At 73.1% G+C, this 6,392-nt stretch carries 6 protein-coding genes; 4 read left to right on the forward strand and 2 right to left on the reverse strand.

Annotated elements, in window-relative coordinates; genetic code table 11:
• Window positions 1-21: 21 nt before the first annotated feature.
• Window positions 22-462: an NUDIX domain-containing protein gene (locus AB0469_RS14325; RefSeq protein ID WP_366451669.1), complete on the reverse strand. Its 441-nt coding sequence runs from the start codon at window positions 460-462 to the stop codon at window positions 22-24.
• 1,029 nt (window positions 463-1,491) lie between these two features.
• On the opposite strand from AB0469_RS14325, the gene AB0469_RS14330 reads away from it, so the two are divergent.
• Window positions 1,492-2,388 (forward strand): L,D-transpeptidase family protein, encoded by an 897-nt coding sequence (locus AB0469_RS14330; RefSeq protein WP_366451648.1) that lies wholly within the window; start codon window positions 1,492-1,494, stop codon window positions 2,386-2,388.
• Here the strand turns inward: AB0469_RS14330 and AB0469_RS14335 are convergent.
• Window positions 2,360-3,019, reverse strand: a complete 660-nt coding sequence (locus tag AB0469_RS14335; protein ID WP_366451649.1) for a hypothetical protein — start codon at window positions 3,017-3,019, stop codon at window positions 2,360-2,362. The genes AB0469_RS14330 and AB0469_RS14335 overlap by 29 nt on opposite strands.
• 229 nt (window positions 3,020-3,248) lie before the next feature.
• Between AB0469_RS14335 and AB0469_RS14340 the strand changes: the two genes are divergently transcribed.
• The 3 genes from AB0469_RS14340 (at window position 3,249) to AB0469_RS14350 (ending at window position 6,322) form a co-directional block, all read left to right on the forward strand.
• Window positions 3,249-4,259 carry a TIGR03619 family F420-dependent LLM class oxidoreductase gene (locus AB0469_RS14340; RefSeq protein WP_366451650.1) on the forward strand — a complete coding sequence of 337 codons (1,011 nt, stop codon included), beginning with the start codon at window positions 3,249-3,251 and terminating at the stop codon, window positions 4,257-4,259.
• Window positions 4,260-4,269: 10 nt separating this feature from the next.
• The gene (locus AB0469_RS14345) at window positions 4,270-5,067 is read left to right on the forward strand and encodes an SDR family NAD(P)-dependent oxidoreductase (RefSeq protein ID WP_366451651.1); all 798 of its coding nucleotides are present in this window, start codon (window positions 4,270-4,272) and stop codon (window positions 5,065-5,067) included.
• A gap of 133 nt (window positions 5,068-5,200) precedes the next feature.
• Window positions 5,201-6,322 carry an LLM class flavin-dependent oxidoreductase gene (locus AB0469_RS14350; RefSeq protein WP_366451670.1) on the forward strand — a complete coding sequence of 374 codons (1,122 nt, stop codon included), beginning with the start codon at window positions 5,201-5,203 and terminating at the stop codon, window positions 6,320-6,322.
• The last annotated feature ends 70 nt before the right edge of the window (window positions 6,323-6,392 follow it).

Below are 6,392 nucleotides of genomic sequence, written 5' to 3' on the forward strand. Positions count from 1 at the left end.
CCGCCCGGCTCCAGGCCCCCGTCACCCCACCAGGCCCAGGTGGACCGGCGCGGCCGAGGCGTCGGCGAGGAGGTCGGGCAGGCGCGGGGGCCAGAGCGGCTCGCCCAGGGCGGCCAGCCGCTCCGGGGAGACCCACTGCCAGTGGATGCCGGGGTCTTCGAGGACGGGCTCCCGGCGGGGGCCCGTGGTGACGTAGACGTGCTCGTGCTGCCGGACGGGGACGCCCTCGTGGGTGAAGTCGTGCTCCCAGGTGCACAGCAGCCGCTGCGGCTCCAGGTCGGTCCACCCGGTCTCCTCGCGCAGCTCCCGCCGCACGCACTCCTCGGGGGTCTCACCGGGATCCATCCCGCCGCCCGGGGGCAACCAGTGGATGCCGACCTCGACGTTGTTCTCCCGGAAGAGGAACACCGATCCGCCGGGGGAGAGGACGACAAGGCGCGCTGCCTGACGCGGAGTTCTCATCATCAACGCAGCGTACGGCGGGGACCGGGCGGGCGGGAGGGGTCGGGCGGGGGCTTCGGCCGGGGTGGGCGGTGCATCCTGGGGCGGGGTCGGTGGGGTGTCGGGGGCTTCCCGCCGGTCCACTGTCCTTCCGGTCCGGTCCGTCTCGGCGTCCGGCGGCCGTCTGGGGCTGATACCTGCGAGGAAGGACGGCCGAGGCGTCGTCCGGGACCTTGGGCGCGTCGGATCGCCACGCGCTCCTCTTCGTCCGGCGTCCGGCTGTCGACGGGGGCTGATACGTGCTGAAGAGGGCTTTTGTGCACTCGCCGGGGTGGGCAGGGGCGTCATCATCGCGATGCGGTTCCGTTTCTTGGTGTCTGGCGGACGGCGGCCGCAGTGGAAGAGCACGCCGGTGCCATCCGGCTGCCGCTGGTGCCTGCCCGTCAGTCCCTCCTCTTCTTGCGTTGCTTGGTGGTCGGTTCAGGTCGATACCTGCACAAAATGACACCTGGGAGCCGACTTCGGTGGCGGCGAGGCAGTCGGATTGCCGTCAGCCTCCGCTTATTGGCAGTCAGGGGTGGTCCGGATCCGATCTTCGCTGTAGAGTTCATCTCGAGCTCGCGGCCGGGAAACCGGCGGTGGGACTGGCGTTGGTGGTCCAAGGAAAGGCACCCCACTTCCTGTGGGGGGATGCAGGTGCAAGGCCTGCCCAGCGCTCGATCAAGACCCCGTCCTCCTCTCGGAGGGCGGGGTCTTCTGCTTGCCTCTGCTCGTCATCTGCGGCCCGGTCCGGCCCACGCCGGACGCCGGGACATGGGGAGCGCACGGCGATCTGACGCGCAGCACGGTCCCGTACGGCGTCCTGACCGTCCTTTCCGCAGGGAACCCCCCGACGCCCCGCCGGCCCCGGCCCAGGACGCACCGCCCACCCCGGCCGAAGCCCCCGCCCGACCTCCCCGCCACCGCCCCGCCCCGCCATCGGGGTGCCCCCTCCTGGAAGCGGAACCCGGATCGCCGGTGGATGTGATCAGCTGATGTACCGTCGGGGGGATGAGCAAGCACCGCCGCGCCGGATCCGGAACCTCTCCCGCCTCCAGCCCCCGTGCCCGTACGCCGGAACGCGGCGGGCGGCGCCGGGGGTCCGCCCGGCGACGGGGAGCGGCCGCCGGGCGGCCGTCCCGGGCGCTGGTGCTGGTCGCCACCGCCGGGCTGCTGCTCTTCGGGGCCGGATGGGTGCACGCCCTCTACGAGCAGCCCGGCGCGCCCGTGCCGCCGGCCCGTTCCGACGGCCGCCCCAAGGCCCACGCCGATGCCCCGCAGCACGCCGCGCGCGGCGGCCGGCGTCCCGACGTCCTCCAGGGGCTCCCGGTGGCGGCCCTCAGCGAGTCCACCCGGGCCCGCATCCCGGCCGAGGCGCGCCAGCTGGTCCTCGTCACCGGCAAGGCGAAGGACTCCTCGGAGTCCACCGCGGCCCTGTACACCCGCCCCGCACCCGCAGCGGACTGGGTCCGGGCCGCGCAGTGGCCGGCCCGCAACGGTGCCAAGGGCTGGTCCACCGAGCGCGCGTACGGCGACCTGACCTCCCCGCAGGGCGTGTTCTCCCTCAGCGACGCGGGTGGCCTGCTGTCCGCCCCGCCCGGCACGAAGCTCCCGTACGACCGGGACTCCGGCTTCGTCGCCACGGGCCTCGGGGTGAACGGCGAGTCCCTCGCGGGCTCCTTCGACTACGTCGTGGCCATCGACTACAACCGCCGCCAGGGGGTGTCCCCGCTGGACCCGGTCATGCCGGACGGCAAGGGCCGGGGCGGCAACATCTGGCTCCACGTGGACCACGACGGCCCCTCCCAGGGCTGCGTCGGCCTGCCGAAGGCGGCGATGGAGCAGCTCCTGGAGACCCTGGACCCGGCGGCCCACCCGGTCATCGCGATGGGTCCGGCCGGCTTCTGAGCGCCGCCCCCTCGGGGCCGGCGTCCCACCGCTTCCCCCGGGCCAGCAGCCCGATGTACGCGAGGTCGAAGACGGAGCACAGCGCGCCCAGCCCCAGGATGAACCCGGACCCCTCCATCACCCCGAACAGCACGGTCGGCGCGAGGGTGCCCAGCCATTTGGCGACGGCGATCAGCAGCGACTGCCCGCGCGGCCCGCGCCGGGCGGCGTACAGGCCCAGGAACAGCCCCGACATCAGCAGGTTCTGCAGGAAGGCGGCGTAGCGGGAGGCGTCGTGCGCGCCGAACTGCGCGAGGAACAGCCACTGCACGGCGAAGCCCGTCGCGAAGACGAGCGCGCTCCACGCCGCGAACACCGGCCGGGTGACGAAGGCGGGCAGCTCGGCGCGCCCGTGGCGCAGGTACGTGTAGACGATCACCAGGTCGGCGGCGGCCCACACCACGTTGACCACCCCCTGCGGGGAGGGGCCGGAGCGGAGGTCGCCGACGGCGTAGGTGGCCTCCCAGGCGAGGTTCAGCGCGAGGGCGGCGACGGGCATGGCGTACGTCCGGTCGCGGAACCCGACCCGGACCGCCTCGACGTACACGAGGGTCCAGGCCAGCCCGCTGACGAGGGTCAGTATCAGTTCCACGGGCGCACCCTAGGCGCTGCGCCGCGCGGGGCCAACGGTCAGCCCGTTGCCTCCGGTCCCGCCCGACCCCTTGCCTGACGACCCGTCAGCTACGACGATGACCCGGCGGCGCAGGTGCGCCGCTCCGGCAGTCGCCGCCGCCCCCGCACCCCGCACGTCCGGGGCCGAGGGCGAGGAGCGCGACGACGGCGACCGCCACCCACCACCCACGAGACGGGGACGGACGGCCATGGCACGCGTGTTTCCGGAAGGCCGGCTGGCGTACGGGATGCAGCTCCCGGTCCAGTCGCAGAGCAGCATCTACGCCGAGCCGTGGGAGGCCTCGGCCGGCGCGGCCGACCTCGCCGCGGTGGCGCGGGCCGCCGACCGGGCCGGCTTCGGGTACCTGGCCACCTGCGACCACGTGGCCATCCCGCGCCGGCTGGCCGGGCCCATGGGCACCGTCTGGTACGACCCGGTGGCCACCCTGGCCTTCCTGGCCGGCATCACCGAGCGGGTGCGGCTGCTCAGCCACGTCGCGATCGTCGGCCTGCGCCACCCGCTGGCCACCGCCAAGCAGTACGCGACCCTCGACCACCTCTCCGGGGGCCGCCTGGTGCTCGGGGTCGGGGCCGGGCACGTGCGGGAGGAGTTCGAGGCGCTCGGGGCGGACTTCGAGGGCCGCGGGCCGGTCCTCGACGAGACCCTGGACGCGCTGCGCGCCGCCCTCGGCCCGGAGGAGTTCCCCGAGTTCGAGGGGGAACGGTTCTCCTTCCGCGACCTGGGCCAGCTGCCCCGCCCCGCCCAGCGGCGGATTCCCGTCTGGGTCGGCGGGTCCTCGCCCGCCGCGGTCCGCCGGGCCGCCGTGCGCGGGGACGGCTGGCTGCCGCAGGGCGACCCGCGCGACCGGATCCCCGCCCAGGTCGCCCGGATCCGCGAGCTGCGGGAGGCGGCCGGGGTGGAGGGGCCGTTCGAGGTGGGGGCGATCACCGAGCCCCTCTACGTCGGCGAGCCCGGCTGGGACACGGGCCGGCGCACGCTCACCGGCAAGGCGGAGGCGCTCGCGGAGTCCCTGCGGGAGTACCGGGTGCTGGGCGTGGACCAGATCCAGGTCCGCTTCCGCAGCCGCGACCGCGCCGAGCTGGTGGACCAGATCACGGCGTTCGGGGCCGAGGTGGCCCCGCTGCTCGACGACCGGAGCGGCCCGGGCGCCCCCGTCGACCCGGCCCGTACGGCCGGCCTGACCGATCCGACCGACTGAGGGAGCGACCGTGGGCAAGCTGGACGGGCGTGTCGTCGTCATCACCGGTGCGGCGCGGGGCCAGGGCGAACAGGAGGCGCGGCTCTTCGCCGCCGAAGGGGCGAGGGTGGTGCTCGGCGACGTGCTCGACGAGCAGGGCGCCGCCGTCGCCAAGGAGATCGCCGAGGAGTGGGGCGGGGACCGGGTGCGGTACGTCCGGATGGACGTGAGCCGGGAGGAGGACTGGGCGGCCGCCGTGGCCGTCGCGAAGGAGGCCTTCGGCCGGGTCGACGGGCTGGTCAACAACGCGGGCATCCTGCGGTTCAACGAGCTGACCTCGACCCCGCTGGAGGAGTTCCGGCAGGTGGTGCAGGTCAACCAGGTCGGCGCCTTCCTCGGGATCAAGGCGGTCGCCCCGGAGATCGGGGCGGCGGGCGGCGGGACGATCGTCAACACCTCCTCGTACACGGGCCTGACGGGCATGGCGTACGTGGGCGCCTACGCGGCGACGAAGGCGGCGATCCTCGGGCTGACGCGGGTGGCGGCGCTGGAGCTGGCCGCGAAGAACATCCGCGTCAACGCCATGTGCCCGGGCGCGGTGGACACCCCCATGGCCAACCCGGGCCTGCTGGATCCGGCCGGGCCGACGGACGGGGCCCGGGAGGCGATGGCGGACCTGTACCGGCGGGTGGTGCCGCTCGGGCGGGTCGGGCGGCCGGAGGAGATCGCGAGGCTGGCGCTGTTCCTGACGTCCGAGGACTCCTCGTACATCACCGGCCAGCCGTTCGTCATCGACGGGGGCTGGATGGCGGGCGTCAGCATCCTCTGAGGATCCGCCCGCCCACGCACCTGACGGATCGTCAGTTGCGCTTCGCACCGCTCTTGACGCTCCCACCGCGCGGTGGAACAGTCGGACCCATCGAATCTGACGCCACGTCAGAAACCTAAGGACGGTGAACCCCTTGGAATTCGGGCTCTTCGTGCAGGGATACGTGCCTGAGGCGCGGTCCAAGGTCGACCCCGAGGCGGAGCACAAGGCGCTGCTCGAGGAGACCCAGTACGTCATCCAGGCCGACAAGTCCGGCTTCAAGTACGCCTGGGCCTCCGAGCACCACTTCCTGGAGGAGTACTCCCACCTCTCGGCGAACGAGGTCTTCCTCGGCTACCTCGCCGCCGCCACCGAGCGCATCCACCTCGGCTCCGGCATCTTCAACCCGCTCGCCCCGGTGAACCACCCGGTGAAGGTCGCCGAGAAGGTCACCATGCTCGACCACCTCTCCAAGGGCCGCTTCGAGTTCGGCACCGGGCGCGGCGCCGGCAGCCACGAGATCCTCGGCTTCCTGCCCGGCATCACGGACATGAACCACACCAAGGAGATCTGGGAGGAGACCATCGCGGAGTTCCCCAAGATGTTCCTCCAGGAGGAGTACGAGGGGTTCCAGGGCAAGCACTGGTCGCTGCCGCCGCGCAAGATCTTCCCCAAGCCGTACGGCAAGGCCCACCCGGCCATGTGGTACGCCGCCGGCTCCCCCTCCTCGTACGCGATGGCGGCGAAGAAGGGCCTCGGGGTGCTGGGCTTCAGCGTCCAGAAGGTCTCGGACATGGAGTGGGTGCTGGAGCAGTACAAGACGGCGATCCAGGAGGCGAAGGCGATCGGCGCCTTCGTGAACGACAACGTCATGGTCACCTCGACGGCGATCTGCGCGGAGACGCACGAGAAGGCGGTCGAGATCGCGGTCAACGCGAACATGAACCGCTTCCAGTCGCTGGTGTTCCGCTACCACGACACCTTCCCGCGGCCGGAGGCGATCCCGCAGTGGCCCGAGACCCTGCCGGAGTACAACGCGGAGATCATCGAGCTGCTGATCGCGGAGGAGCTGCTGATCTGCGGTGACCCGTCGGAGGTCCGGGCCCAGTGCAAGCGGTGGGAGGAGGCGGGGGCCGACCAGCTGTCCTTCGGCCTGCCGACCGGGGTGTCGTACGAGGACACGATGACGACGATCAAGCTGATCGGCGAGCACGTCATCCCGCACATCGACACGGACCCGGTCCACCGCACGACCCGCTTCCGCCAGTCCGCGTAGCGGGCCCCGCCGGGGGCCCGGTGGTGCCGCTGCGCGGGACCGGCTCCGCGCCACCCCCCCCCCCCCCCCC

It is taken from the genome of Streptomyces sp. NPDC093801 (assembly GCF_040701585.1).
GTDB lineage: Bacteria > Actinomycetota > Actinomycetes > Streptomycetales > Streptomycetaceae > Streptomyces.

Coding starts and splice junctions, on each gene's coding strand:
- AB0469_RS14325 (WP_366451669.1), bottom strand. CDS start 462: ATGAGAACTCCGCGTCAGGCAGCGCGCCTTGTCGTCCTCTCCCCCGGC.
- AB0469_RS14330 (WP_366451648.1), top strand. CDS start 1,492: ATGAGCAAGCACCGCCGCGCCGGATCCGGAACCTCTCCCGCCTCCAGC.
- AB0469_RS14340 (WP_366451650.1), top strand. CDS start 3,249: ATGGCACGCGTGTTTCCGGAAGGCCGGCTGGCGTACGGGATGCAGCTC.